A 24,570-nucleotide genomic window follows, 5' to 3' on the forward strand; every position below is an offset into this window, starting at 1 on the left:
GCTTTCTCACGGGAAGTTCATCGGCCCAGAATTGAACTCCCTGCACAAAGGGTTGCTAAGATTCACTTTGCACTGAAAGCAATACAAAGCAACAATCTCGCATTTTCGACGCGAGTTGTGAGGAGAAACTTTTCATGACGTTGACCATCACTTCGAAGAAGACCGTCGCAGCTGCTTGCCTCGTAGCACCTTTGGCACTGGCCGCATGCGGCTCCGGGGATGATGCTTCGAACGTTGTATCTGAGATGGCCACCGTGACCAACATGGTCACCGAGGAGCAGAAGCCAGACGAGGACAAGAAGGCGGAAGAGGAGAAGAAGTCCGAAGAGGAGAAGAAGCCGGAGGATCAGAACGCTAATCCGACCGGTGTGGTGAACCCCTTCGAAAACGGCACCCTTCCTACCGCTGAGGTCAAGCCGGTGGATGGTGGCCAGCCCGCCAGCCAGGAAGATATCAACGCGATGACGGAAACCATGAACCGCATCTACAACCCGAAGGACATTGTGTCCTGGTCGCGCGTGATCATGGATAACTCCTGTAAGGCAGTGGTGGATAAGACCCACCAGGAGCTGGCCGCACAGGGCACCAGCCTGGAGCAGACCGAGAATGAGATGCGTCAGGCTGTTGAGGCCGCACGTCTTGCCGGTCAGCCGATCCCGCCGGTGCCGTCCACACAGGCCAACCTGTCTGATGTGCGCGTGAATGGTGACACCGCTTCCGCAACCGTCACGGTGAACACGAACGGCCAGACCGAGTCCGGTGTTCAGCGCTTCGCACGTGAAAACGGCCAGTGGAAGGTCTGCAACTAGTCCGCTGGGCCGCCGGCACCGTCTTCGTCTCGGGCGCGCTTGGAGCTGTAACAGGCGCAGTGTGGGGGCTGTTTCGCCCCTCCTATGTGCTCGTTGATGGAGGCGAGCATCCGGCGGTTGACCTTGTAGCAAGCCCTGACAATGTGGAGTTCGCTTCCTTTGCAGGGTTTGTTGTTTTGACCGGCATACTTGGCGTGATCGTTGGACTCTTACCGGGTGTGAAAACTGCTTGGCGGATGCTCTTTGTCATTGCGGTGAGTGTGTTTGGAGCATGGACCTTCTTGGTCCTCGGAACCGCAACAGCAGCGCAGGGGGTTCCGCTCCTGCAGCCGGGAGTTGGCTGGGTAGTGGCACCGTGGTGCGCGGCCCTGAGTTATTGGATAGGTATGGTCGCCAGACTGGAGCGAAACCCGATCTAATAGGATGGTTGGCATGCTCAAAGTGACCGACCTCAGGGGCCAAACACCAACCACTTCTGCGTTGCGGCGAGTATTGCCGCGCGGCGGTACGGATGTCGCATCCGTTATTCATATCGTGTCGCCGATTATTGATGCGGTGAAGGAGTCGGGGGCACGCGCTGCCCTTGACTATGGGGAGAAGTTTGATGGAGTGCGCCCAGATGCTGTGCGTGTGCCCACTGATGTCGTTGAAGCGGCAGTTGACCAGCTTGATTCTGAGGTGAAGGCAGCCTTGGAAGAGGCGATCCGCCGTATCCGTGCGGTGCACGCAGATCAGAAGCCAGAGGGGCAGACAACCGAGTTGGCGCCCGGCGCTACGGTGACAGAGGTCTTCCTGCCCATTTCCCGCGTGGGGCTGTACGTGCCGGGTGGCAAGGCGGTGTACCCGTCCTCAGTGCTGATGAACGTGATTCCGGCACAGGAAGCCGGTGTGGAATCGCTCGTGGTGTGCTCGCCCCCGCAGGCAGAGCACGGCGGCTGGCCGCACCCGACGATTCTGGCCGCATGCGCGATGCTCGGTGTGGATGAAGTCTGGGCGGTAGGCGGCGCACAAGCTGTCGCGTTGATGGCCTACGGCGATGATGATGCGCAGCTGGAGCCCGTGGACAAGATCACCGGTCCTGGCAATATCTTCGTGGCTGCCGCAAAACGCGTGGTCAATGGTGTCGTGGGCATTGATGCGGAGGCGGGTCCGTCCGAAATCGCGGTGCTCGCTGATGATTCTGCAGACCCAGTTTTTGTGGCGCTCGATCTGATTTCGCAGGCGGAGCACGATGAGAATGCAGCATCGGTACTCATCACGGACTCGGAGGAGTTCGCCCGTGCCGTGGATGCGGAGATTGATCAGCGTGCAGGAGAGACACTGAATGCGGAGCGTGCTGGCACCGCTCTTGGTGGTGCACAGTCGGGCATTGTTCTCGTGGACGATGTGGAAGCCGGAATCGCGGTTGCGGATGCGTACGCAGCGGAGCACCTGGAGATCCACACGCGGAATGCGGCGGAGGTGGCTCGTCGGATTAAGCATGCCGGTGCGATCTTTGTTGGCCCGTATTCCCCGGTGCCGTTGGGGGATTACATCGCGGGATCAAACCACGTGCTGCCAACCTCGGGCACGGCGCGGTTTACTCCTGGTCTGACCACGCACACCTTCCTGCGCCCGGTGAACCTGATTGAGTATGACGAGGCGGCGTTGAAGGAAGTCGGCCACCACATCGTTGCGTTGTCAGCGGATGAGCAGCTGCCAGCCCACGGTGAGGCCATCAAGGCACGGACGGAGGAGAACTAATGGCGGAGTTGTCTGATCTGCCACTGCGCGAAGAACTGCGCGGCAAGTCGGCGTACGGTGCGCCACAGTTGCAGGTGCCGTATGCGTTGAACACGAATGAGAACCCGTACCCGCCGTCGCAGAAGCTTATCGACGATGTGGTGGCGGAAGTTGCCCGCGTCGCCGGTAGCCTCAACCGCTACCCGGAACGTGATTCGGTGGAGCTGCGCGCAGATCTTGCAGCGTACGTGAGCCGCCAAACCGGTGTGCACGTGACGGTGGATAACCTCTGGGCCGCGAACGGTTCCAACGAGGTGTTGCAGCAGCTGCTGCAGGCCTTTGGTGGGCCGGGGAGGTCCGCGATGGGCTTCGTACCGTCCTATTCCATGCACCCGATTTTGAGCGCGGGCACGCAGACTGAGTTCATCGGTGTGGAGCGCGGAGCGGACTTCCGTATTGATATGGACCGTGCGTTGGAAGCCATCAATGAGAAGCAGCCGGATGTTGTGTTTATCACCACGCCGAATAACCCGACGGGCGATGTCACGTCGCTGGAAGACATTGAGCGCATTATTGAAGTTGCTCCCGGCATCGTCATCGTGGATGAGGCGTATGCGGAGTTCTCGCCGAGCCCGTCGGCAGTGACCCTGCTGGAGAAGTACCCAACCAAGCTGGTTGTGTCCCGCACGATGTCCAAGGCCTTTGACTTCGCTGGTGGTCGTCTTGGGTACTTCGTAGCAGATCCGGCTTTCATCGAAGCCGTGATGCTAGTGCGTTTGCCGTACCACCTGTCGGTGATTTCGCAGGCGGCCGCGCGCGTGGCGTTGAGGCATGCGGAGGAGACGCTGGCAAACGTCGATAAGCTTGCGCGTGAGCGCGAACGAGTCCAGGCAGCACTACTTGAGTACGGCTATGAGGTTGTGCCGAGTGAATCGAACTTCCTCTTCTTTGGGCACTTTGATGATGCGGCGGCTGCATGGCAGAAATTCCTCGATCGGGGTGTGCTTATCCGCGACGTGGGTGTGCCGGGCTATCTGCGTGTGACAATTGGGTTGGATGAAGAGAACGACGCATTTTTGAATGCGGCGAAGGAGATTAAGAACAATGGCTGATCGGATTGGTAAAGCACAGCGCACGACGAGCGAGTCGGACATTTCCGTCGAGATCAACCTTGATGGCACTGGCAAGGTGGATGTGGATACGGGCCTGCCGTTCTTTGACCACATGCTCACCGCATTTGGCACGCACGGCAGCTTTGACCTCACGGTGAAGGCAAAGGGTGACATTGAGATTGATGCGCACCACACCGTTGAGGACACCGCGATCACGCTGGGCTGGGCGCTTATTGACGCGGTGGGGGACAAGAAGGGCATCCGCCGCTTCGGCTCCATGGCTCTGCCGATGGATGAAACCCTAGTCAACGCCATCGTGGATATTTCGAACCGCCCGTACTTTGTCATGAACGGCGAGCCAGAAAGCATGGAATGGCAGATCATCGGTGGGCACTACGCCACGGTGATTAACCGTCACTTCTTTGAAACGCTGGCGTACAACGCGCGCATTACGCTCCACGTCAATGTGGAGTACGGCCGCGATCCGCACCACATCACGGAAGCGGAATACAAGGCTGTGGCACGTGCGCTGCGCGCTGCTTATGAGCGGGATCCCCGCGTGACCGGTGTGCCATCCACGAAGGGTGCGCTCTAATGGGTGTTGTTGGCAGCATTTCCGTTTGGATGCTGTTCATCACAGCTGGTCTCCTGGTGGGCGGCACGTGGTCTTTCTACCAACAGGACAAGAAAGGTCCCACCGTTGTCATGGGCATTCTTGCAGCGCTTGCGCTGGCTGGCGCACTGATTGTGCTCCTCGGGGCGATGCCCTAGATGACTGGTGCGAATGTGAAATCAGTGTGGTCAGTGCCGGGTTATATCCCGGCACTTATCGCTGTTGCGGCTTCTTTCGGCTCCTGGGCGATGCTGCTGCCGGTCATTCCGGTGGCAGTGCTGGATTCATCTGGATCGCCGGCATTGGCCGGCGCATCCACCGGTGTGTTCATGGTTGCCACCGTGATTACTCAGCTGTTCATGCCGAGATTGCTTCGCCGTTTCACCTACCGTTCCGCTATTGCGGTGTCAGCGGTCCTGCTGGGTGTGCCAGCGCTGCTGTTGTCCGTGAGCATGTCGCCGGCGATGGTCTTTGTTGTCTCCATCATCCGCGGTATGGGCTTTGGCGCCATGACGGTCTCCGAGGCAGCCATCATTCCGGAGCTCGTGCCGCGGAGGTTATTGGGCAAAGCCACCGGTATTTTCGGTGCGTCCGGTGGACTCGCGCAGATGCTCACGCTGCCCGTTGGTTTGGCAGTAGCGGAGCACTTTGGGTACTTCCCGGTATGGATCTTGGCCTTGATTGTTGCTGCGGTCGGCGGGCTGGCGTGCTTGTGGATTCCGGCGCTCAAGGGCGCGCCCGCGGAACCACAGGTGCGCGGTGCTGTGGCTGGCTGGATGGTACTGGTGCTGCCGGCACTGGCACTGGTGCTCATGTCGGGTGCATACAGCCTGATTTCTAATTTCTTGCCGGCTGCCATCAGGGCGTCCGGGGTTGCAGAAACTGCCGCGCTCGGTGGCATCGTGCTGGCGGTGGTCAACCTTGCTGTGATGTTTGCGCGTCTTGCTTCCGGTGCCATCGCTGACCGGAGAGGTGCGCCCGGAGCGCTGATGATTCCGGCGCATGTCTTCGGCGCTGTCGGCATGGCTGGGTTCGCATGGTGCCTGTATGCCGATAGTGCGCCAGCATGGATCGTGGCGGCGGCGTTTGTGTACGGCATTGGGTTCGGGCTGGTGCAAAACGAATCCCTGCTCAGCCTGTACCACCGTTGCCCGCCATCACAGATGAGCAGGGCCGCAGCGGTATGGAATATCTCCTTCGATGGTGGACAAGCCGCTGGCTCCTTCCTCTTCGGCCTTCTCATCGTGGGCATTGGTGCGCCGTGGTCCTTCGCGGTCGGTGGGGTGATCCTGCTGCTCGGCTTGATTGGGGCAGTGGCGGACTACGCGCGCAGACCCAACTAACATCACCACCATGAGTTCAGTTGTGGCGCTGCTCGATTACGGCGCAGGTAACCTCCGTTCCGCTCAACGTGCATTGGAGCACGTCGGTGGTGATGTTGTTGTCACCCGTGACCCCATGGTGGCAGTGGAAGCAGACGGGCTAGTTGTCCCTGGTGTGGGCGCCTTTGATGCCTGCATGCGTGGACTGCGTGAGGTTGCTGGCCCCCGCATCATCGGCCAGCGTTTGGCCGGCGATCGCCCGGTGTTGGGAATCTGTGTGGGCTTGCAGGTCATGTTTGACCGCGGTGTGGAGCACGGCATTGATACGGAGGGGTGTGGGCAGTGGCCGGGGGTCGTCGAAAAGCTTGATGCTCCTGTCCTTCCGCACATGGGGTGGAACACGGTAGACATCGCACCCGAATCGCAGATGTTTGCTGGCTTGGATGCAGGCACGCGCTTTTACTTCGTCCACTCCTACGGCGTGCAGAACTGGGAGATGGAAGAAGACGAGTTCATCGCAGCGCCGAAGGTTTCCTGGGCGCAGCACGGTAACTCCCGATTCGTCGCGGCCGTGGAAAATGGGCCGCTGTGGGCCACGCAATTCCACCCTGAAAAATCGGGTGATGCTGGCTTGCACTTGCTGAAGAACTGGGTCGATTCACTCAGGTAACACGCACACCATAGAATGCGGATATGGAAAACTCTGGTTTGTTCACTGTGCTTCCCGCCGTTGATGTCGTAGACGGCAAGGCCGTACGCCTCGACCAAGGTGAAGCAGGCACTGAGAAGTCCTACGGCGAGCCGCTAGAAGCTGCTTTGAAATGGCAGGCAGACGGTGCGGAATGGCTGCACTTCGTCGACCTTGATGCAGCGTTTGGCCGTGGATCGAACCACGAGCTCATGGCGGAGATCACCCGTGAGCTGAGTATTAACGTTGAGCTGACCGGCGGCATTCGTGATGATGAGAGCCTGGAGAGGGCCCTGGGTACCGGTGCAAAGCGCGTCAACATTGGCACCGCTGCGCTGGAGAATCCTGAGTGGGCGAAGGAAGTGATCTCCCGTCACGGTGAAGCGATTGCGATTGATATTGCCGTGCGGGAAGAAGACGGCCAGTGGCGCACGAAGGGCCGTGGCTGGACCTCTGATGGCGGTGACCTGTGGGAGGTGCTGGAGTTCTTCGATGCGGCTGGATGCGCACGCTTCGTGGTCACGGACGTGAGCAAGGACGGCACACTGTCCGGCCCGAACGTGGAATTGCTGCGTGAAGTCTCCGCGGCCACCGATGCGCTTGTGACGGCATCGGGTGGTGTGTCCACCCTTGATGACATCGCTGAGATTGCCCGTTACGCCGATGAAGGCATTGACAGCGTGATCGTGGGCAAGGCCTTGTACGAAAACCGCTTCACCCTGCCAGAGGCACTGCGGGTCGCAGGGGGCAAGTAGGGCACCAATGGCCATGGACGAAATGCGCGAGTACTTGCGCCTCGCTGAGGAAGCCGCTGACGAAGCGCGCAAAATGTTCGTCGACGGCCTAGGCAGCCTGCCCGCTTTGCACAAGAAGGACGGGGATTTTGCCACGGAGATGGATCTGAAGATCGAGGCGATGCTCCGTGAACAGCTGGCTTTGACCACGGGCATTCCGGTCTTGGGGGAGGAAGAAGGCGGAGTCCTGCGCACTGACGCCAGCTGGGTGGTCGACCCCATCGACGGCACCGCGAACTATGCGTCCGGCAACCCGAACTGCGCGGTGCTGATCTCCCTGGTGGTGGATAAACAGCCGGTGCTCGCTGTGACCGATATTCCGTTGATGAATATGAGACTGACGGCCAACCGCGGATCGGGCGTGTTCCACAACGGCGACTTGCTGCCACCTGTGACGTCCATTGCGAATGTGTCCAATCAGGTAGGCGTTGGTGCGGTGGGTGCTGATGAGGGAAGCAGGATCCCGCCGGATAGTCGCCTGCGTTTGATTAAGGCTCTCGAGTACGCCAACATGCGTCCGCGCATCAGTGGTTCTGTGGGCATTGACCTCGCGTTTGTTGCCCAGGGTGTGTACAAAGCAGCGGTGAGCTTTTCGCCCCATCCGTGGGACAATGCTGCGGGCGTCCTGCTCGCGCGGTGTGCCGGTGCGGTGGTCACGGATGTTGAAGGCAATGAGTGGGAGCTTGGTTCGCTCGGCGTGATCGCAGGGTCCCCAGACATCCACGAATCCGTTCTGCGTACCATTAAACGCATTGCTTGATAACGAAGAGGAGACCCCATGACCGTAGCCACTCGAGTGATCCCGTGCTTGGACGTAGACAACGGCCGGGTGGTCAAGGGAGTGAATTTTGAAAACCTGCGCGACGCCGGTGACCCAGTGGAGCTGGCCAAGCTTTACGGCGAGCAAGGCGCGGACGAGCTGACGTTCTTGGACGTGAGCGCCTCCAAGGAAGGCCGGGGCACGATGCTCGACGTGGTGCGCCGTACCGCCGAGCAGGTATTCATTCCATTGACTGTGGGCGGTGGCGTACGCAGCGCGGATGATGTCCGCGAACTCTTGCGCGCCGGTGCTGACAAGGTGTCCGTGAACACCTCCGCGATCGCGCGCCCTGAGCTCCTCTCGGAGCTTTCCCGCGAATTCGGAGCTCAGTGCATCGTGTTGTCGGTGGATGCGCGCCGCGCCGGGGATGGATTTGAAGTGACCACCCATGGCGGCACCCGCTCCGCAGGCATTGATGCGATTGAGTGGGCCAAGACCGGTGAGAAACTCGGTGTTGGTGAAATTCTGCTCAACTCCATGGATGGTGACGGCACCAAGGCCGGCTTTGATATTGAGCTCATCGAGCGCGTGCGCGAAGCAGTTTCCATCCCGATCATCGCTTCCGGCGGTGCCGGTAAGGCGGAGCACTTCCCGCCGGCCGTTGAAGCAGGCGCTGATGCAGTGCTGGCCGCATCCATCTTCCACTTCGGTGAAGTATCCATCGCCGAGGTCAAGCAAAGCCTGGCGGATGCTGGGTGTGAGGTACGCCTGTGAAACCTGAAGAAGCAGTCCTTGACCCCCAGGTGAAAGAACGCGTCCGCTTTAATGGTGCGGGCTTGGTTCCCGCGATCGTCCAGGCGGACAGCGGGGAAGTGCTCATGATGGCGTGGATGGATGAGCGCGCGCTCGCGTACACCTTGGCCACGCGTCAAGGCACGTACTACTCCCGCTCCCGCGCCGAATACTGGATCAAGGGATTGACCAGTGGCAACGTGCAGGAGGTCCTGGAAGTGAAACTGGACTGTGACGGCGACACGGTGTTGCTGGTTGTCCGCCAGACGGGCGGTGCGTGCCACACCGGGGACCGCACGTGTTTTGATGCCGATGTTCTGTTGGAGCAGCCATGAGCAAGTTTGGCGCATTGTTGATGGGGGTTGGCGCACTCGTGCTGTGGCTCGCCTCCCGCATGACGTGGTTGACGGCGCATTATGCTGACAACCTCACTGGTGACGGTTCTGCACCGATTAGTGGTGCGGACTGGTCGACGGAAGTGACCGCTGTGGTGCTGGTCTTGTTGGCCGCCACGATTGCTGGTCTGGCGCTGCGTCGCTGGGGTCGCCGCATCGTGGGTGCCATCGGCGCAGTGGCTGCCGGTGCTGTCACGGTGGCACCACTCGCCCTGCTGCTGGGTACACCGGATTCAGAACGCGTGTCGGCACTGTTGATGTACGACATTGAGAACAACGATGCCACCATCACTACGTGGTCTGACATCACGTCCGTGGACACGACTGTTGTTGCGCCATTGATTGCTGTCGTGGGCGCGGTTGTTGCTGTCGTAGGTGGCCTGTTGTTGGCTGTCCGCCCGGGACAGGATGCCGCCACGGTGAGTAAGTACGAAAAGGCCTCCCAGCGCAAGGAAAAGATCGAGCAAGACTTGGAGGCGGAGCCACAATCCGGTCGTGTTCTGTGGGATGCGATTGATGCGGATATTGATCCCACAGAGGACAACCGCTACACCTGATTTCGTTCTCACCACCACGAACGGATACTCTCTGAAGACATGACCGCGGTGAAGGGCAATCAACAGGTTGTCATTCCGGCGAGCGAAAATCCCGTAGTCGCCGGTGTTCTCGCGGACGTTGCTGCCCGTGAGGCGGTTGTTCCTTTTCAGGAGATCAAGGCACGTTCGCGGAGTTTGTCCGATAACCGTGATGCACTCGCGGCACTGTTGGGCCCAGGCTGTGGCGTGATCGTAGAGATCAAGCGCACATCCCCGGTGTTCGGCCCGACTCATGTGACACATACAGAACAAACAGTGGGAGAGCTCGCCGCTGACATTGAGGCTGGGGGAGCGGCACTCATCGCGTGTCAGACGGAGCGATTGCGTTTCGACGGCTCTTTGCAGGACATGCAGGAAGCCCGCCGGGCAACGAGCTTGCCCATGGTGTGCCGCGATGTCATCGTTGATCCCTATCAGATCCACGAAGCCCGCTGCTATGGCGCCGATATGGTGCCGCTGCAAGTCGGGCTTTTAGAACAAGCGCGGCTGGAGAGCTTGTTGGACCGCGTGGAATCCCTCGGCATGGTGGGTATGGCTGAGGTGCGCACTCCGGAAGAAGCCGATCGTGCTCTTGCCGCGGGCGCCACGGTGATCGGCGTGAACTCGTGGACCTTTGACACAAACGAGGTCAACCGCCAGGCCTTCAGTGAGATTGAGCCGGGCCTGCCGGAAAGCGTGGTGCGCATCAGTTTGGGTGGTGTGCGCAATGCACGCGACCTCATGGCTGCTGCCTCTACCGGCGCTGACGCAGTGATCGCTGGTGAGGCAGTGATGAATAGCGACGATGTTGCTGTGGCCACCCGCAAACTCGCCGCTGCTGGGCAGCACCCAGCCTGCCCTTCACGCCGTAGTAGCTAGCGTGGCACACTGTTGGGCGTGACTACGCAGATCCTTGCCAACATTCCCTCGCCCCCGCAGGGCGTCTGGTACATCGGGCCGGTTCCTATTCGCGCGTATGCGCTGTGCATCATCACCGGCATTATCGTGGCCATGGCGCTGACGATTCGGCGTTATCGCGCGCGCGGTGGAAACCCGGACACCGTGTGGGATGCATCCATCGTGGCTATCCCCGCCGGCATCATCGGTGGGCGCGCCTACCACGTGATCACGGACTATGACAGCTACTTCGGGCCGGGCAAGGACTGGAAGCAGATCTTCAATTTCTCCGCCGGTGGCCTGGGCATCATGGGGGCGGTCGCGCTAGGCACACTCGCCGTGTGGGCGCTGTTCAAATACAAGAGAATCCCGCTGCTGCCGTTCGCGGACGCAGTAGCACCCGGCATCATCCTGGCCCAGGCGATTGGAAGGTTGGGGAACTACTTCAACCAGGAGCTCTACGGGCGGCCAACGGATGTGCCGTGGGCGTTGGACATCTACTACCGCGTTGATGAAACAGGGGCTTACGCACCATTGACTGGCCGTTCGACGGGGGAGATCATCGCGAGCGTGCACCCCACGTTCCTCTACGAGATGATCTGGAACATCGCGGTCTTCTTCTTCCTGCTCTGGGCGGAGAAGAAGTTCCGCTTGGGTCACGGCCGCGTCTTTGTGCTCTATATCGCGTCCTATGCCTTGGGTCGTATCTTCATGGAATTCATGCGAGACGACGCGGCTAACCTCATCTTTGGCCTGCGCGTCAACCTTGTTGTCTCCACTGTTCTCTTCATCGTTGCCGCGATTGTCTTCTCGCGTATGAAGTCAGGACAGGAGACTCCGGAAGAAGTAGACCCACGGAGTGGGGATGCGGAGGAAGAACTGGACGCGCATAAGCATAAAATGCCTTAGAGCGAAACCAGTGCGGTTTCGGTAGCGTAGGGCGAGGAATCTGATACCTCGCGCGAATGAGAAGAAGTGGATGACAGTGGACAGACGCACCAAGATTGTTTGTACTCTCGGACCGGCCGTGGCCAGCAAAGATGCCATCCTCGGCCTTGTGCGTGACGGCATGGATGTCGCCCGCCTGAATTTCTCTCATGGTGATTACCCGGACCACGAGCAGAACTACAACTGGGTACGTGAAGCTACCGATGAGACCGGTAAGGCGGTAGGTATCCTCGCGGACCTCCAGGGGCCGAAGATTCGTCTCGGTCGCTTTGAGGGCGACGGAAAGACCTACTGGGAAACCGGTGAGGAAGTTCGCATCACCGTCGACGATGTTGTGGGCACGCATGACCGCGTATCCACCACCTACAAACACCTGGCGGAAGACGCGCAGCCGGGCGACCGCCTGCTGGTCGATGACGGCAAGGTGGCGCTGGTGTGTACCGCCGTTGAGGGCAACGATGTTGTGTGCAAGGTTGTCGAAGGCGGCCCGGTGTCCAACAACAAGGGTGTCTCCCTGCCGGGAATGAATATTTCTGTTCCGGCTTTGTCGGAGAAGGACAAGGCGGACCTGCGTTTTGCGCTCAAGCTGGGCGTGGACTTCATCGCACTGTCCTTCGTGCGCTCGCCGTCTGACGTGGACTTGGTTCACGAGATCATGGATGAAGTAGGCCGGCGCGTTCCTGTCATTGCAAAGCTGGAGAAGCCGGAAGCTGTTGATGCACTCGAATCCATCATCCTGGCTTTTGACGCAGTGATGGTGGCCCGCGGTGACTTGGGCGTGGAAATCGCGCTGGAGCAGGTGCCGCTGGTGCAGAAGCGTGTCATTCAGATCGCGCGTGAGAACGCGAAGCCGGTGATCGTGGCAACGCAGATGCTCGACTCCATGATTGAGAACTCGCGCCCAACGCGTGCTGAGGCATCCGACGTGGCTAACGCGGTGCTGGATGGCACGGATGCGGTCATGCTCTCCGGTGAAACCTCTATCGGTGTGGACCCGCACAACGTGGTGCGGACGATGGACCGGATCGTGCGTGTGGCGGAGTCCATGGGCAATGTCCCGCCGCTCAACCACATTCCGCGCACGAAGCGTGGCGTGATTTCTTATTCCGCCCGCGATATTGCGGAACGCCTCAACTCGCGTGCCCTCGTTGCTTTCACCAACTCTGGTGAGACGGCACGTCGTCTTGCACGTCTGCGTTCCCACCTGCCGCTGCTCGTGTTTACGCCACGCCAGGAAGTGCGTTCCCAGCTTGCCCTGACCTGGGGTGCGGAGACGTTCTTGTGCCAGAAGGTGGACAACACCGACGAGATGATGGAAGTTGTGGACAAGTCCCTGCTGTCCATCGACAAGTACAAGGAAGGCGACACCATGGTCATCGTCGCTGGCACCCCACCGGGAGTTGCCGGCACGACGAACATGATTCACGTGCACCAGCTGGGTGAAGATACGCGCAATCCGAAGAAGGTCTAAGAAGCCCCTAGGGGCTTCTTAGAGGAAACCGTCCCACCACCAGTGCCGCCACTGCGCGTAGTTGGGGTGGGGCGGGGGCGTAATCACGCCTGAGCTGGTGTGAATCTCACTGACCGGGCTGATGCCGTGCAGTGAGTTGAGGAACCACAGAGGGTGGTCGGCGGCACATTCCGGGGTGATGTGGCGAGGTGTGATTCGGAGCCCCATGCTTTCAGCACGTGCTGTGACTTGATGCAGAGTCACACTGGGCAGCCACACCCCATCGGGGATGCACAACGTGTTCCCGTCCCACATGACCAGCGCACCCGTCGTGGTCTCTAACATCGCGCCATCAGAGGCGGTAATCACCGTGTCATCGGTATCGGGCACCTGGTGGCGTGAACGGTAGGTGCGCAGCGCACCAAAATCAGGACCTTTCACCAGTGGCTGCGTACGCGGATCTGGTGCGGTGACGTACGTCAGGCGGGTTTCTGTGCGTGCCGGGGGAGCAGGCCGGATGTCCAGGAGTAAGAGTGAAGAGACCGCTGCAATACGGGGAAAGAGCTCGCCTTGCTCAAGCAACCCGAGCATCTCATCCACGAAGCCGGAGGGGAGCGGACCCGCCGTGCGCGAAAACCGCTCCAGGTGAAGATGCAGGCCATTGGTGCGACCAGATGAATGGCGCCAGGAATCGGCGACATCGAGCGGGCAGTGGGTGACATCGCGGGGGACAAAACCGTCATGCCAGACGTAGTTACTCACTGAAGGCCCCCAGAACGGACTGTGCTTTGAGGTTGCGTTCCGCCAATTCAGATTCAGGATCAGAGGCGAGAACGATAGCGCCGCCAGCACCGACTGTGACGGTGGAACCGGAGCGCACCGCGGTACGGATGACCACAGAAAGGTCCGCTTGGCCGTCGTAGCCGAGATAGCCAAGAGCACCGGAGTACACGCCACGTGGCCCGGTTTCCAGCTTGTCGATGATCTGGCACGTGCGCAGCTTCGGAGCACCCGTCATGGAACCTGGTGGGAAGGTAGCGCGCACTGCGTCGACGGCGGTGGAACCGTGCCTGAGGCGGCCGGTGATGACGGAGACGAGTTGGTGGACCGTCGAAAAGCTTTCAATCTGCATGAGTCCTGGTACGCGTACTGTGCCTGGCTCGCACACGCGCGAAAGATCATTACGCACAAGATCCACGATCATGAGGTTCTCCGCACGCGTCTTTTCATTCTTCAGCAGAGCTGGATCCTGGTCAGCGGCGACGGTGCCTTTAATAGGTTTTGCCTCCACATCGCGGCCGCGAACGGTGAGGAACCGTTCCGGGGATGCGCTTGCAACCTCCACGCCATCGAAGATGAGGTGAGCGGCGTAAGGGGCAGGGTTGTGCTGGCGGAGCGGCGCGTAGATCTCGCCGGTGATCTCCGTGGAGTAGGTATCGGTCAAACACACCTCGTAGCTTTCCCCGGCGTGCAGGAGCTCTTGTGATGTTTCAATGCGCTCAATGTAGTCCGGAGTACGCCATGAGCCTGGAACCATGAATGTGGGTTCGGTGGCGTGAGCGTCATGGATGTTGGTGGAGTGAGTGAGCGTTCCTTCGAGGCGGTTTAAGAGCTCATGAGAGTTTCCACCAGCGAGGCAGCAGAGGTGGGTGATTTCACGTTCATGATCGTAGACGATGAAGGACTGAGGCCGGACGAAATAAGCATCGGGGTACGGCGACGAGTGGGAGAGCGTGATGGGCATGGTGAGCTCAGCGCATTCGTAGCCGAGGTAGCCGATGACACCACCGGTGAAAGGAAGATCGGGTGCGTCGAAGACAGGAGTAGCCAGCTCCTCATCGAGGATCTGCAGGATGTCATCGCCGACATCATCGAGGTTGTACCGGATCGAGCGCGAAAGCTCACCGGCTGTATCCCCGAGAATGGAGAATGTCCCGCGAGAATCGGCGGAATCGAGGAAGAACGCGTCATGGCCGTCTTGTTTGATCGCGTTAAAGACCCGCTGGCAATCAATCGCGCCGGGGATCTCGCGGTGGATCAGGCGCCACCCGCCCAGGAAGTTACGCATGATGTCGACGCCATACTGGCTGAGTATGGATTCCGGATGGAACTGCACGCCCCAGTGTGGTGCATTGTCCACCTTGAGCGCCTGGATCACGCCGTCCTCACTGCGCGCATGAACCGTGATGCCCGGGACGTCTTCCACGTGGAGCGAGTGATAGCGCACGACCTCGATGCCCTGCGGGATACCGGCGAAGATGCCTTCGCCGGAATGCTGAATCCGAGAAACGAACCCATGGCGTGGTTCAGGCGCGCGCGTGACATGCGCACCGGCGAGCATGGCCAGACCCTGGTGGCCCAAGCACACGCCAAGGAGTGGGACGTTTGCATCCGCAGCGGCTTCGATGACGCGCCGGGAGGTACCAAAGTCCTCTTCCCGTTCAGGAGTACCTGGCCCGGGGGAGATCACCACATGGCTGAATTCGCCGGCGCGGATTCTCTCGGGCAGGTCAGTTCCGTCATGTGCAGGCACAACAAGGGGTTCAACCCCGCTCACCTCAGCGATGAGGTGAGCGAGGTTGAACGTGTAGGAATCGTAATTATCAACGAGCAGGATCATTACACAGGATCTACCGCTAGTTGATCGGGGTCGGATCGATCTTCCATACCTCGTTGGCGTAATCACGGATCGTGCGGTCAGAGGAGAAACGGCCGGACTCGCAGATGTTGATCCAGCACATGCGTGCCCACTGCAGCGGGTCAGCGTAGTACTCCTCCGCCATGCGGTCGCGGGTCTCCTTGTAGGACTCGAAGTCACCCAAGACGTAGTAGGGGTCCGGGGTGTTCCAGCCGCCGTCGATAAGCAGGGAATCGCGCAGGTCGGAGAATGCGCCGGTGTGGTTGTCGTCCAACGTGCCGTCGATAAGCGCATCGAGCACGCGCTTGATCGCCGGGTTGTTCTCGTAGATCTCGGTCGGGTTGTACGACTTCTTCAGCTCCGGCAGTTCTTCTTCGCGGGCGCCGAAGATGTAGGCGTTGTCCTCACCGACGGAATCGACGATCTCCACATTCGCGCCATCCATCGTGCCCAGAGTGAGAGCGCCATTCATCATGAACTTCATGTTCGACGTGCCCGACGCTTCCTTGCCGGCGGTGGAAATCTGCTCAGAGACATCCGTGGCAGGAATGATGTGCTCAGCAGGCGAGACGTTGTAGTTCTCAATGAACACAACGCGGATGTACTTGGAGGTTTCCGGGTCGTTGTTCACCAGGTCGCCGATGGAGTTGATCAGTTTGATGATCGCCTTGGCACGGACGTATCCCGGAGCGGCCTTCGCGCCGAAGATGAACGTGCGCTTCGGGATGTTGGTTTCCCCATCCTTGATGCGGAAGTACAGGTCAAGGATGTACATGGCGTTCAGCAGCTGGCGCTTGTACTCGTGCAGGCGCTTGATCTGCGTGTCGTAGATAGACTCCGGATCAATCTCGATGTCCTCGTGGGCGAGAACCCACTCTGCGAAGTCCTTCTTATTCGCCGCCTTGATCTCGCTGAGCTCCTTCATCACCGCGTCATCCTCGGCGTAGTGGCGCAGCTCCTTGAGCTTGTCCATATCGGTGACCCACTCATCAGAGCCGACGAGGCGATCGAGCAGCTCAGACAGACGCGGGTTGCACATGCGCAGCCAGCGGCGTGGGGTGACACCGTTGGTCTTGTTGTTGAACTTCTGCGGGTACAACTCGTACCAGTAGTTCAAGGTGTCGCGCTTGAGAATGTCAGTGTGGATCGCGGCAACACCATTGATGGAGTATGCGCCGTAGCAGGCAATCCACGCCATGTGAACCTTGCCATCGTGCACCGGCGAGTAGTGGTGGATCGTGTCCGGCTCCAAACCGCGGGAGGCCATGTCCTCGCGGTAACGGCGGTCAATCTCCACCACGATCTCCCAAATGCGGTGGAAGAGCTGCTGGAAGCTGGACACATCCCAGGTCTCCAGAGCCTCCTCGAGCACCGTGTGGTTGGTGTACGCGAAGGTCTTGGTGGTGACCTCCCAGGCGTCTTCCCAGGTCATCCCATGATCGTCGAGAAGCAGGCGCATGAGCTCCGGAATACCCAACACCGGGTGGGTGTCATTGAGCTGCACGGAGTTGTACTTGGCAAAGCCACGCAGGTCATTGCCGTGGTGCGCGATGTAGTTATCGATCATCTCCTGCAGCGACGCGGAGACGAAGAAGTACTGCTGGCGGACGCGCAGCACCTTGCCCTCATAGGTTGTGTCATTCGGGTACAGCACGCGCGTGATGTCGTGGACTGCCTCGCGCTCCAAGATCGCGTCAGCAAAGCGCTGGGAGTTGAATGCGTCGTAGTCGAATTCGGCCATCGGGGACGCATCCCACAGGCGCAGCGTGCCCACGTTATCCGTGCCGTAGCCCGTGATCGGCATGTCAAAGGGGATCGCGCGGACGTGCATGTCATCGAATTTCACGATGCGCTGCTGGGAGCCACGGCGGACGATGAAGGGGTAGAAGCTCTCCTTCCATGCATCCGGGTGCTCCTTCTGGAAGCCGTTTTCGATCTCCTGGCGGAACAGTCCATAGCGGTACAGCAGGCCGTAGCCGGTGACTGGGTAGTCCTGCGTCACAGCAGAGTCGAGGAAGCAGGCAGCCAGGCGGCCCAAGCCACCGTTACCAAGCGCGGCATCGTGCTCAGCTTCTAGGACATCGACGAAATTCTGGCCATTGTCCTCGGCAGCCTTGATCGCATCATCGACAAGCCCCAGGTTGGTCAGGTTGTTCAGCAGTGCACGGCCCATGAGGAACTCGGCGGAGAAGTACGCCTGCTGGCGGGTCGCGGAGTAGGCCGCACGGGTGGCATCCCAGTTATCGGAGAACTGCTCCATTGCAGCCAGGGAAAGACCAGTCCAGAACTTCTTGCGGGTTGCGGTCTCAGGAGCGGAGCCGGAGACCGAGCGAACATGGCCACCAACAGTGCTAGTGAAGGCGGGTGGGGTAGCTGGCACATTCATGTTTGGAAAATACCTCTAGACATCAGATGGTTGTGTCTCTAACGCCCGCCACTGTACCCACTAGTTGGTGGCTAGGTAGGTCAGCACCGCCGCAGCAGCGGCATGAGTTGCCGCATGGACGGTCGGCTCATACTCCGGCAGGAACGTGGGCATGTGGTTGACCGGTACGTCAAGGTTCACGCGGTTTTCAGCCACTGCCTTGTCCCACACGGTTCGTGGGGTGGAGCCAATGAGCCAGAAAATGTAGGGCACGCCAAAAGCGAGCGGGATATTGGCAAAATCTTCGGAGACTGTCGACGGCTCCGCATCGACGGAATCCACGCCGAAGACCTCGTCGAATGTGGAGCGGACGGTGTGGAAAGCATCCTCGTCATTGTCCAGAAGCTCACCGTGGGCGAAGTATTCAAAGTGTGGCTCTTCTTGGATGCCGGACGCCTCACATTCGGCGATGACCACGCGCTGGATGGCTGCGTACACCTTGTGCTTCACATCGTCGTTGTAGAAGCGGCAGTTAAGCACCAGTTCGGCGTGGCTCGGAATGATGTTGTTTGTTGTGCCGGCGTTGATTTGGCCAACAGAGATCACCGCGAAATCCTTCGGATTCACCTCCCGGCCGACAATGCCTTGCAGGCGAAGAACAATGTGGGCGGCGGTATAAGTCGGGTCGATGGCTGCATGCGGCATAGAGCCATGGGCGCCGCGGCCGGGGATGTGAATACGGATGGAATCGCAGGCCGCGAACTGGGGTCCCGGTTTGGATTGCACCTGCCCGGCGCGACCTGGCATGACGTGTTGGCCCATGCAGATATCTGGGCGGGGGATACGGTCCGTCAGGCCATCCGTGATCATCTCGCTGGCGCCACGTCCGATTTCTTCACCGGGCTGGAACAGAGCCACGAAGGTGCCTGCCCAGTGCTCACGGTTGTTGTCCATGATGTCGCACAGGCTCAGCAGCGCTGTGACGTGCATGTCATGGCCGCAGGCGTGCATGAGTCCAGTAACAGTGCCGTCCGCCCGCGTGGCGGTGTCCGTGGAGGCGTACGGGGCGCCGGTGGTTTCTGTCACCGGAAGGCCATCAAAATCCGCACGGAAGAGCACCGTGGGGCCGGCGGTGCCGTTGGTCTGGGGGCCGTTGTGGAACACAGCGACAATGCCGTAGCCGCCGATCGGGGCAATCACCTGGCAGTCGAAGCGTTCGAGCTCCATGAGGATGCGGGCGTGCGTGTTGGCTTCCTGCATGGACAGCTCGGGGTGCGCGTGGAGTTCTTCATACAGCTCCCGCTGCCACACGGGATCCACCGTGTAGTTCTGCAGAATCTCTTTGATGGTGTTCGCCTGAACAGTCATGAGCGTGTGTGCCTCCTAAAAATGCTCGCGGGTAGCCAGTGTATTAGCAGCACTAGCGGCCAAGCAGTGGGTTGTACCGCAGGACGTTGAGCGCCGGCGAGCATTCGGTGGCAATGCGCAGGTTCTGCGCGATCTTTCCAGCATCACGCAGGCGGTAAAGCGCAGTGACAGTGCGGTCACGGATGTCAAAGGGGGACAGGGTGTTCACGTACACCCTCGTGCCCCCTTCAAAGCCAGCCAGGGTGGACACGCGCCACTTGATATTGATGCGCCACGGCATGGGCATATCCAGATCAATCGGCTTGTGGTGCCATTCCTCGTTGCATGCCACCTCAGGGCCAGTGGCAGCGTGCGCGGCATGGATGAGGTCAGACATACCGCGTACTTCTTCGTCCGTGTGCAGCCATGGCTCTGATGTCTCAGACTTGGAGTAGATGCTGATGGTGGGGTAGCGGTGACCAATGCCCGCGGCCATGATCGCGTAGTCATTCTCCGCGATGATGAGGTTGTGGCGGCTGGCGTAGTTGATGCCCCATTCGTTGTACATGTTGGGGTTCACGCGCAGTTTCGCAATTTCCATTTCGGCTTGGACCCCGTGCTCGTCGATAGCAACGAGCTGCTTGTGCAGGTGCTCAAAGGATGCGCCGGCGGGCGCGAGCCAGTTTTGAAACACGGATACGTAGGGTGCGTAACGGTTGCGCTGGTACAAGTCGCGCAAAGAGTCGACCGTGAATGTGATGAACGCATGGTGCTCATCTGGGCTCAAACTGCCGGAAGAAGCCAGTTGCGAGCTGTTCGTTGCGCCATCGACGTAGTGCTGCCGCGCGATGATGACATCGTGCCCGCCACCGAAATAGGATGGCGCGTGCTCAAGCAGTTCAGCCTCGCTCAGCACATCATCGTGGCCCGATGCTTTCAGACGCGTGCGCACAATGCCCAGCACATGGCGGCGCCCCGCATCATCCGCGAGGTAGCGTTCCATGTGCTTCGCGCGGGATTCATCCATGCTGAAGCCGTAATTTTGGGCCCAGTAATCGTAGGAGACGATCTCAAACAAGTTAGGCACCCGGCGAAACATCGGCTCGGTGTTGTGGAGCTCATGCGGCAGCAGGTCGCGCAGAATCTCGGTTTTTCCATCGCGGGAGATGATGCGGGATTTCTCCGGCGGGGTGGCCAGCATGTTGTTGGAACAGAAATTGCACTGCGCCGTGAAGTCCTCTTCTGTCAGTGCGCGTGGTTCTGTGTGTGGTGCTGCTAGCGGCCGATTGCCACGCCCCGGCACCGTCCACACCTGTGTTCCCGAAAATGGGTTGACTTGCTTGATGGTTCCGTCAGCCATGGTGGTCAACGGTTCGCGGGAGGCGGGGAGGGGGAACGTCGGGTGCGTCATAGGTTTTCAGGTTATCCGCTAGTCTTTGCTCATGCCTAGGATCCAATTCGATGTTCTCGTGCCCGATGCGTCCGCAGCAGCGTCTGTCGGTGATGCGTTTAGCCGTGCAGTGGAGATTCTTGTTCAGCACGGCAAGCTCGAAGAAGGGCAGGTGCTTATCGACGAATCACCGGAACTCGCCCCCGGCATCGAAGAGCAACTCCGTACTGTGTATGAGGATGAGCGCGGGGAAGATCCTGAGGGCACTCAGGTTGCCCGCTATGTCATCACTGCTACTGGTGCGAGTTCCATGAACCAACTGGCCATGGGCCTGTCACGCGTGCTCACCCCAAAGGCCACACTTCCGCAGGATCCCGTGGCCCTGGAGCGCCAGATGGATTTTGAACTGCCTGCGATTTACCCCTGGGTGGTTGAGGTGTTGAGGTAGTCCACGGCTGCCTGGGCGCCAGCGCGGACGAGCTGGGACCGGACGTCATCGGACTCTTCGCCGATATCAACGGCGATGACGCCTTCTGGGGTGTCAATCTTGAACGTGCCAGCGCACACGGCCACGGTAGCGCCAGCTTCAGCGGCGAGTTCCGTAACCACGGAGACGACCTTGCCGTTGACGCTCTGCTCGTCATAGCTGCCCTCGCCAGTGACGACGAAGTGGGCATTGTTGGTTTTCTCGCGCAGATCGTGGGCGGCCGCCACGGTACGTGCACCGGAGACAACATGCACGTGCTCGGTGTTGCCGTGCAGCATCTGAGAAAGCCACGTGATGCCCACCGGCACAGCGCCGGCGGCGCCGTAACCCGGCTGCTGGGAATCAACGCCAGTCACCTCACAGAGGTGAGCAAGCCCCGCATCGACCTTGTCCACGTCTTCGGGGGAAGCGCCCTTCTGCGGGCCGAAGATACGTGCTGCGCCCTCTGGGCCGGTGGCAGGGAATTCCGTATCAGACAGCAGCACCCAATCAACGGAGCCAGCCGGAATATTCAGGTGAGCGGTATCAAAATCAGCGAGCTGATCCAGGTTGCCGCCACCAGGTTTCAACGGGTGCCCCTTCGCATCGATCGGGGTGGCACCCAGTGCGACGAGGATGCCTGTGCCGCCATCCATGGTTGCGGATCCGCCCATACCTAAAACGATGGTGGAGGCACCGCGGGACTGAGCATCCGCGATGAGCACGCCAGTGCCGTAAGTGTCACCAGTCAAGGGGACAGGGGAGTCCTTGACCGCCGGTAGACCCGTTGCCGCGGCGATGTCGATGTACGCGGTTGCCTCAGCGGCATTGAAGACATAACTGGCCTCCGTCAGACGCCCAGCAGCATCTGTTGTGGGGAGCGTGATGGTGTCGCCTTCAAAGAGTTCCGCGGTCCCTTCACCGCCGTCAGCCATGGGTATGTGTTCAACGTCACAGTCAATAATGATGGACTGGATTCCTTCCGCAATCCACTCCGCTGCTTGGCTCGCGCTGGCCGTTCCTTTGAAAGCGTCGGGGGCAACGACAACCCGGACTGTGTCCGCGTTGGGGTGAAAATCTGCTGGTAAGCCGGGGGTCTCTTCTTCGGGAGTTTTTGCGGCGGGGAAAGGCTGACCGGTCACGTTGTTGCTCCTGTTAGTTAGCCCGGTGATGGGCCGGGTGGAATTTCATGCTTGCGATTGCCTATCGACGTTAGCAATTTTGCTCAATTCGACTCCCCATTTCGTGCCCTAAGCCACTACAGTGACAAAACTGTCGGCTAATAGATAAGAAGGGATCGACAATGGCAACGAACGACAATCAGATCGCTGGTTATTACCAGAAGCTGTTGAAGCGTAACGCGGGAGAGCCAGAATTCCACCAGGCAGTCGCCGAGGTTCTGGATTCCCTACAGATCGTTTTGCAGAAGGATCCTCACTACAACGACTACGGCCTCATCGAGCGTCTCTGCGAGCCGGAGCGTCAGATCATCTTCCGCGTCCCGTGGGTTGCGGACAATGGTGACGTCCGGGTGAACCGTGGCTTCCGCGTCCAGTTCAACTCTGCACTCGGCCCCTACAAGGGCGGCCTGCGATTCCACCCGAGCGTCAACCTGGGCATCATCAAGTTCCTCGGTTTCGAGCAGATCTTCAAGAACTCCCTGACCGGTCTGCCCATCGGTGGCGGCAAGGGTGGCTCCGACTTTGACCCGAAGGGCAAGTCCGATGCTGAGATCATGCGTTTCTGCCAGTCCTTCATGACGGAGCTGCACCGCCACATCGGTGAGTACCGCGACGTCCCGGCCGGTGACATCGGCGTCGGTGGCCGCGAGATCGGCTACCTGTTCGGCCAGTACCGTCGTCTGACCAATGAGCACGAGTCCGGTGTTCTCACTGGCAAGGGCCTGACCTGGGGTGGTTCCCTGGTGCGTACGGAGGCAACTGGTTACGGTTGCGTGTACATCACCAACAAGATGATGGTCGCCAACGGGGATTCCCTCGAGGGCGCAAAGGTGATCGTCTCTGGTTCCGGCAACGTGGCTATCTACGCCATCGAGAAGGCCCAGGAGCTGGGCGCTACCGTCGTTGGTTTCTCCGACTCCTCCGGCTGGGTTGAAACCCCGAACGGTGTGGACGTGGAGCTGCTCAAGGAGATCAAGGAAGTCCGTCGCGGCCGCGTCAACGAGTACGTCGAAGAAGCAACCGGCGCAATCTTCCACGAGGATGGTTCCATCTGGGACCTCAAGGCCGATGTAGCTCTGCCGTGTGCAACCCAGAACGAGATTGATGGTGAGCACGCTCAGAAGCTCGTGGAGAACGGTGTGAAGTATGTCGCTGAAGGCGCAAACATGCCGTCCACCGCAGAGGCCATTGAGGTCTACCGCAAGAACCACATCCACTTCCTGCCGGGCAAGGCAGCGAACGCTGGTGGTGTGGCTACCTCCGCACTGGAGATGCAGCAGAACGCGTCGCGTGACTCCTGGAGCTTCGAATACACCGATGATCGCCTGAAGCGCATCATGGAGAACATCTTCCGTCACACCTCGGCTACCGCAGCTGAGTACGACCACGAGGGTGACTACGTGATCGGCGCGAACATCGCTGGTTTCAAGAAGGTTGCGGACGCAATGCTTGCGCAGGGTGTCATCTAAACAACGCCCATAGCTAATCCTGTAGCAATCCTCTGACACACCGCCCTGGCTTGCCAGGGCGGTTGTCTTTTCGCAGGTACTGTTTGGGATTATGTACCGCGTTTTTGAAGCTCTTGATGAACTAGTTAACACAGTCGAACAGGCGTACGGCGTTCCTATGACGTCGAATTGCATGGTCCCGCGCAACGAAGTGCTCGCGCTTCTCGACGATATTCGGAATGCCTTCCCGGTTGAGATTGATGACGCGCAGGATGTGCTGGACAAGCAGGATGAAATCCTTCGCGGTGCGGAGGATCGCGCCGACCAGATCATTGGTCAGGCTGAGGACGAAGCTCAGCGGCTCGTCAGCGATGCTCACAATGAATCCGAGTCGATGTTGAGTGATGCACAGGAGCGCTCAACGCGCATGGTGTCTGATGCTGAGCAGGATGCTCACGCAACCGTGACCCGCGCCCGTGAGGAATCCGAGCAGATGGTGGAGCGTGCACGCCGCGAGGCTGAGCGTCTCGTTGCTGACGGTAACGAGTCGTATGACCGCTCTGTTGCTGAAGGTCTGGAGGAGCAGAAGCGCCTCGTCTCCGAAGCTGAGGTCACCCGCCGTGCGGATGAGGAAGCGCACCGCATCGTGGAGAACGCTCACACCGAGTCGAATCGTCTGCGTACTGAATGTGATGAGTTTGTGGACGGCAAGCTGGGTGAGTTCGAAGAGGTTTTGACGTCGGTTCTGCGCACTGTCTCCTCGGACCGTTCGGCTCTGCGCCAGGGTGCTGGCGTGTCGGGCCGACGGTATGAGAGCCCGCGCCGTCGATAAGCCTTCGTGCGGGTAGGCTAAGGGCC

Annotated in this window: 24 protein-coding genes; 18 read left to right on the forward strand and 6 right to left on the reverse strand. The window is 59.8% G+C overall.

Annotated elements, in window-relative coordinates; translation table 11 throughout:
• Positions 1–134: 134 nt before the first annotated feature.
• The 15 genes from L8U60_RS02100 (at position 135) to pyk (ending at position 12,898) form a co-directional block, all read left to right on the forward strand.
• Positions 135–809, forward strand: coding sequence for a nuclear transport factor 2 family protein (locus tag L8U60_RS02100; protein WP_269964742.1), 675 nt, complete (start codon positions 135–137; stop codon positions 807–809).
• Positions 810–1,241: 432 nt separating this feature from the next.
• Entirely contained in the window at positions 1,242–2,552 is a 1,311-nt protein-coding gene (gene hisD, locus L8U60_RS02105; RefSeq protein ID WP_269964743.1) for a histidinol dehydrogenase, read from the forward strand.
• The gene (locus L8U60_RS02110) at positions 2,552–3,643 is read left to right on the forward strand and encodes a histidinol-phosphate transaminase (protein ID WP_269964744.1); all 1,092 of its coding nucleotides are present in this window, start codon (positions 2,552–2,554) and stop codon (positions 3,641–3,643) included. Before hisD ends, L8U60_RS02110 begins: the two co-directional genes overlap by 1 nt.
• Complete coding sequence (gene hisB / locus L8U60_RS02115; protein ID WP_269964745.1) at positions 3,636–4,238, forward strand: imidazoleglycerol-phosphate dehydratase HisB; 603 nt, start codon at positions 3,636–3,638, stop codon at positions 4,236–4,238. Before L8U60_RS02110 ends, hisB begins: the two co-directional genes overlap by 8 nt.
• Entirely contained in the window at positions 4,238–4,414 is a 177-nt protein-coding gene (locus tag L8U60_RS02120) for a hypothetical protein (RefSeq protein WP_269964746.1), read from the forward strand. The genes hisB and L8U60_RS02120 overlap by 1 nt, the downstream gene beginning before the upstream one ends.
• Entirely contained in the window at positions 4,415–5,599 is a 1,185-nt protein-coding gene (locus L8U60_RS02125; RefSeq protein WP_269964747.1) for an MFS transporter, read from the forward strand.
• A gap of 10 nt (positions 5,600–5,609) precedes the next feature.
• On the forward strand, positions 5,610–6,248 hold the full coding sequence (gene hisH / locus L8U60_RS02130) for an imidazole glycerol phosphate synthase subunit HisH (protein ID WP_269964748.1): 639 nt from the start codon (positions 5,610–5,612) through the stop codon (positions 6,246–6,248).
• Positions 6,249–6,271: 23 nt separating this feature from the next.
• Positions 6,272–7,021 carry a bifunctional 1-(5-phosphoribosyl)-5-((5-phosphoribosylamino)methylideneamino)imidazole-4-carboxamide isomerase/phosphoribosylanthranilate isomerase PriA gene (gene priA / locus L8U60_RS02135; RefSeq protein WP_269964749.1) on the forward strand — a complete coding sequence of 250 codons (750 nt, stop codon included), beginning with the start codon at positions 6,272–6,274 and terminating at the stop codon, positions 7,019–7,021.
• A 7-nt stretch (positions 7,022–7,028) separates the two neighbouring features.
• A complete protein-coding gene (locus L8U60_RS02140; protein ID WP_338026465.1) occupies positions 7,029–7,820 on the forward strand; it encodes an inositol monophosphatase family protein in 792 nt (263 codons plus the stop codon).
• An 18-nt stretch (positions 7,821–7,838) separates the two neighbouring features.
• A complete protein-coding gene (gene hisF, locus L8U60_RS02145) occupies positions 7,839–8,594 on the forward strand; it encodes an imidazole glycerol phosphate synthase subunit HisF (RefSeq protein ID WP_269964750.1) in 756 nt (251 codons plus the stop codon).
• Positions 8,591–8,947 carry a phosphoribosyl-AMP cyclohydrolase gene (hisI, locus tag L8U60_RS02150; RefSeq protein ID WP_269964751.1) on the forward strand — a complete coding sequence of 119 codons (357 nt, stop codon included), beginning with the start codon at positions 8,591–8,593 and terminating at the stop codon, positions 8,945–8,947. Before hisF ends, hisI begins: the two co-directional genes overlap by 4 nt.
• Positions 8,944–9,564 (forward strand): TIGR02234 family membrane protein, encoded by a 621-nt coding sequence (locus tag L8U60_RS02155; protein ID WP_269964752.1) that lies wholly within the window; start codon positions 8,944–8,946, stop codon positions 9,562–9,564. Before hisI ends, L8U60_RS02155 begins: the two co-directional genes overlap by 4 nt.
• A 39-nt stretch (positions 9,565–9,603) precedes the next feature.
• A complete protein-coding gene (locus tag L8U60_RS02160) occupies positions 9,604–10,461 on the forward strand; it encodes an indole-3-glycerol phosphate synthase TrpC (RefSeq protein ID WP_269964753.1) in 858 nt (285 codons plus the stop codon).
• Positions 10,462–10,479: 18 nt separating this feature from the next.
• Positions 10,480–11,388, forward strand: coding sequence for a prolipoprotein diacylglyceryl transferase (lgt, locus tag L8U60_RS02165; protein ID WP_269964754.1), 909 nt, complete (start codon positions 10,480–10,482; stop codon positions 11,386–11,388).
• Between the two features lie 70 nt (positions 11,389–11,458).
• On the forward strand, positions 11,459–12,898 hold the full coding sequence (pyk, locus tag L8U60_RS02170; protein ID WP_269964755.1) for a pyruvate kinase: 1,440 nt from the start codon (positions 11,459–11,461) through the stop codon (positions 12,896–12,898).
• Positions 12,899–12,916: 18 nt separating this feature from the next.
• Here the strand turns inward: pyk and L8U60_RS02175 are convergent, their stop codons facing one another.
• From L8U60_RS02175 to L8U60_RS02195, 5 genes are read right to left on the reverse strand one after another with little or no spacing between them, the layout of a single operon-like run.
• Positions 12,917–13,639 (reverse strand): aminotransferase class IV, encoded by a 723-nt coding sequence (locus L8U60_RS02175; RefSeq protein WP_269964756.1) that lies wholly within the window; start codon positions 13,637–13,639, stop codon positions 12,917–12,919.
• A complete protein-coding gene (locus L8U60_RS02180; RefSeq protein ID WP_269964757.1) occupies positions 13,632–15,497 on the reverse strand; it encodes a chorismate-binding protein in 1,866 nt (621 codons plus the stop codon). Before L8U60_RS02180 ends, L8U60_RS02175 begins: the two co-directional genes overlap by 8 nt.
• A gap of 16 nt (positions 15,498–15,513) precedes the next feature.
• A complete protein-coding gene (locus L8U60_RS02185) occupies positions 15,514–17,901 on the reverse strand; it encodes a glycogen/starch/alpha-glucan phosphorylase (RefSeq protein WP_269964758.1) in 2,388 nt (795 codons plus the stop codon).
• 60 nt (positions 17,902–17,961) lie between these two features.
• On the reverse strand, positions 17,962–19,248 hold the full coding sequence (locus L8U60_RS02190) for an amidohydrolase (RefSeq protein ID WP_269964759.1): 1,287 nt from the start codon (positions 19,246–19,248) through the stop codon (positions 17,962–17,964).
• Positions 19,249–19,300: 52 nt separating this feature from the next.
• Positions 19,301–20,638 carry a DUF4921 family protein gene (locus L8U60_RS02195; RefSeq protein ID WP_269964760.1) on the reverse strand — a complete coding sequence of 446 codons (1,338 nt, stop codon included), beginning with the start codon at positions 20,636–20,638 and terminating at the stop codon, positions 19,301–19,303.
• A gap of 31 nt (positions 20,639–20,669) precedes the next feature.
• Between L8U60_RS02195 and L8U60_RS02200 the strand changes: the two genes are divergently transcribed.
• On the forward strand, positions 20,670–21,065 hold the full coding sequence (locus L8U60_RS02200; RefSeq protein WP_269964761.1) for a hypothetical protein: 396 nt from the start codon (positions 20,670–20,672) through the stop codon (positions 21,063–21,065).
• Here L8U60_RS02200 and L8U60_RS02205 read toward each other — a convergent pair.
• Complete coding sequence (locus tag L8U60_RS02205) at positions 21,035–22,225, reverse strand: glycerate kinase (protein WP_269964762.1); 1,191 nt, start codon at positions 22,223–22,225, stop codon at positions 21,035–21,037. The two genes, L8U60_RS02200 and L8U60_RS02205, sit on opposite strands and share 31 nt — an antisense overlap.
• A 161-nt stretch (positions 22,226–22,386) precedes the next feature.
• On the opposite strand from L8U60_RS02205, the gene gdhA reads away from it, so the two are divergent.
• Together gdhA and L8U60_RS02215 are read left to right on the forward strand one after the other, a co-directional pair.
• Entirely contained in the window at positions 22,387–23,733 is a 1,347-nt protein-coding gene (gene gdhA / locus L8U60_RS02210; protein WP_269964763.1) for an NADP-specific glutamate dehydrogenase, read from the forward strand.
• A 91-nt stretch (positions 23,734–23,824) separates the two neighbouring features.
• Positions 23,825–24,544 carry a DivIVA domain-containing protein gene (locus L8U60_RS02215; RefSeq protein WP_269964764.1) on the forward strand — a complete coding sequence of 240 codons (720 nt, stop codon included), beginning with the start codon at positions 23,825–23,827 and terminating at the stop codon, positions 24,542–24,544.
• Positions 24,545–24,570 lie beyond the last annotated feature (26 nt).

It is taken from the genome of Corynebacterium meitnerae (assembly GCF_027570075.1).
GTDB lineage: Bacteria > Actinomycetota > Actinomycetes > Mycobacteriales > Mycobacteriaceae > Corynebacterium > Corynebacterium meitnerae.